The sequence below is a fragment of the Frankia canadensis genome (assembly GCF_900197875.1).
GTDB lineage: Bacteria > Actinomycetota > Actinomycetes > Frankiales > Frankiaceae > Frankia > Frankia canadensis.
Window position 1 is genome coordinate 1 of sequence record NZ_FZMO01000352.1, and the last position, 2,672, is coordinate 2,672.

The following is a 2,672-nucleotide window of genomic DNA, read 5'->3' on the forward strand; positions in this document are numbered from 1 at the left end:
GCCCACCACCGCCCAGGTCAGCCCCGCGGTCACCGCCAGCGCCCTCGGCCCACTCCCCCGCCCGGCCAGTCGGGCGCGCACGCCGCCGTGTGCCGCCGACCACGCGTACCGGCGAACGGCGCCGGCCCCCGCTGGGCGGGTGGCGGCACGGGCGAGCAGGCGGTCGGCGCAGGCGGCGGGCACGGCGACGGCGGCGACGAGCAGCGCCGTGTGCGCCGCGCCGGCGCGGCGGCTGTCCCGGTAGAGCCGTCTCTCCAGACCGGCGGCGGCCTGGCCGAAGCCGGCGACGGGATGCAGCCGGGCCGGGTCCGCGATCAGGGCGTCCAGCACGACCCCGACGACCAGCCCGCCCAGCCGGGCACACGTCCGCTGCGACACTCGCCCGCCCCCGGCGCCGCTCAGACGGTCATCGCGTAGGCGACGACGCCGTGGCGCAGGGCGTCCATCGCGGCGCGGGCGGTGCGGCGCACCCGGGTGCCCTCGGGGGCGACCTTGGCGATCTGGTCGAGCAGGTCGAGCAGCTGGCGCATCCAGCGGACGAAGTCGCCGGCGGTGAGCTCCACCGCGCTGCCGGTCAGGACCCGCTCCAGCGAGCGGCCGTGCGCCCAGTCGTGGGCGGCGGGCACGAACCCGAGCTCGGGCGGGCGCAGGAACGACAGCCGGTGGGCCTGCTCGACGTCACCGAGACGGGCCGACAGGCGCGCCATCTCGTCGAGGCAGTCGCGCAGCGCCACCCCGCCGGGCAGCGCGGGCGCGCCCACGTCGTCACCACGCGGCTCGAAGACCAGCGCCGAGACGGCGGCGGCCAGGGCCGGCGGGGTGAGCTCCTCCCAGACGCCGGCGCGCAGGCATTCGGCGACGAGCAGGTCCTGCTCGCAGTAGATGCGGGCGAGGATCCGCCCGGCGTCGGTGACGGTGTCGCCGTCGAGGTAGCCGAGCTCGGTGAGAGTGGCGCGGACCCGGTCGAAGGTGCGGGCGACGGTGTTCGTGCGGCCCTCGACCTTGCGCGAGATCGACGCCGTCTCCTTCACCAGCCGGGTGACCCGTTCGGCGCTGCGCAGATGCTCCTCGCGGCGCGGGCATTCGTGCACCGGGTGGGAGCGCAGCGCACGGCGCAGCCGGGCGAGTTCGACGTCGTCGGCGGCGGCCGAACGCTCGCGGGCGCGGCGGCCCGGCCCGGCACCCGCATCCGGGTCGACGCCGGCGGCGCGCAGCGAGGAGGCGAGGTCGCGGCGCGACTGCGGGGAACGCGGGTTGAACGCGCGCGGCACCCGCACCCGGCCGAGCGGTTCGACGGCGACCGGGAAGTCGACCAGGGACAGCCGGCGGACCTGCCGGTCGGCGGTGAGCACCACCGGGCGGGGGCCGTCGGGGGCGGCGACCGACGCGGTGTCGGCGTCGAGGACGACGGCGAGCCCACTGCGCCGCCCGGCGGGGACCCGGACGATGTCGCCGGTGCGCAGCCGGCCGAGCGCCGCCGCCGACTCCGCCCGCCGCCGCGCGCTGCCCTCCCGTGACAGCGCCGACTCCCGCTCCCGGATGTCGCGGCGCAGCCCGTCGTACTCGGCGGCGTCCCCGCGGTCGCAGCGCAGCGCCGCGCGCAGCTCGTCGATCATCTCGGTGTTGCGGCGCACCTCGCTGGCCAGGCCCACGACGTCGCGGTCGGCCTGGAACTGGGCGAACGACGACTCCAGCACCACGCGGGACCGGTCGTGGCCCAGGCGGCCGACGAGGTTGACGGCCATGTTGTACGACGGACGGAACGACGAGCGCAGCGGATAGGTGCGGGTCGAGGCGAGCCCGGCGAGCGCCAGCGGGTCGAGGCCCGGCTGCCACAGGACGACCGCATGGCCCTCCACGTCGATGCCACGGCGCCCCGCCCGGCCGGTGAGCTGGGTGTACTCGCCGGGAGTGATGTCGACACGGCTCTCGCCGTTGAACTTCGTGAGCCGTTCGAGGACGACGGTGCGGGCCGGCATGTTGATGCCGAGCGCGAGGGTCTCGGTGGCGAACACGACGCGGACCAGGCCCTGGACGAACAGCTCCTCGACGATCTCCTTGAACGTCGGGAGCATCCCGGCATGGTGCGCGGCGATGCCCCGCTCCAGGCCCTCCAACCAGCCCCAGTAGCCGAGGACGTCGAGGTCGGCGTCGGGAATGCCGGCGGTCCGCTCGCGCACGATCGTGCGGATGCGCTGCTGCTCGGCCGGGCCGACCAGGCGCATCCCGGTGCGCACGCAGGAGGTGACGGCGCTGTCGCAGCCCACCCGGGAGAAGACGAACACGATCGCGGGCAGCAGGCCGTCGCGGTCGAGGCGCTCGACGACCTCCGGCCGGCCGGGCACCCAGTGCCGCCGCGGCCCCGGCGCGCCGCGGCCGCGCCCCCGCGCTCCCGCCCCCGGCAGTCCACGGCCGTCCTCGCGGGCCAGGCGCAGCAGGTCCGGGTTGACCACCCGCCCGCCTGCACTCACCGGCCCGGCACCCGTCCGCACGGGGCCGGGACGCTCACCGCGCGGCCCGCTGGCATCGCGCCCTCGCCCGGACGGCCCGCCGCGGCGCCGTTCCGCGCCTCGGTCACGCCCGTCCCGCGCCTGCCCGCGCGCCGCCTGCGCACCGCGAGTGCCGTCCGTGCCGCGCTCCGCGCCGCGTTCCGTGGAGCCCTCCCCGTCCCC

The 2,672-nt window shown here is 77.4% G+C and carries 2 protein-coding genes; both read right to left on the reverse strand.

Annotated elements, in window-relative coordinates:
* The coding region (locus C1A33_RS33845) for a cobalamin biosynthesis protein (protein ID WP_207770458.1) at window positions 1-378 on the reverse strand (378 nt) is incomplete at its 3' end.
* Between the two features lie 20 nt (window positions 379-398).
* Window positions 399-2,672 (reverse strand): DEAD/DEAH box helicase (locus tag C1A33_RS23445; RefSeq protein WP_243407872.1); only part of this gene is annotated, 2,274 nt, incomplete at its 5' end.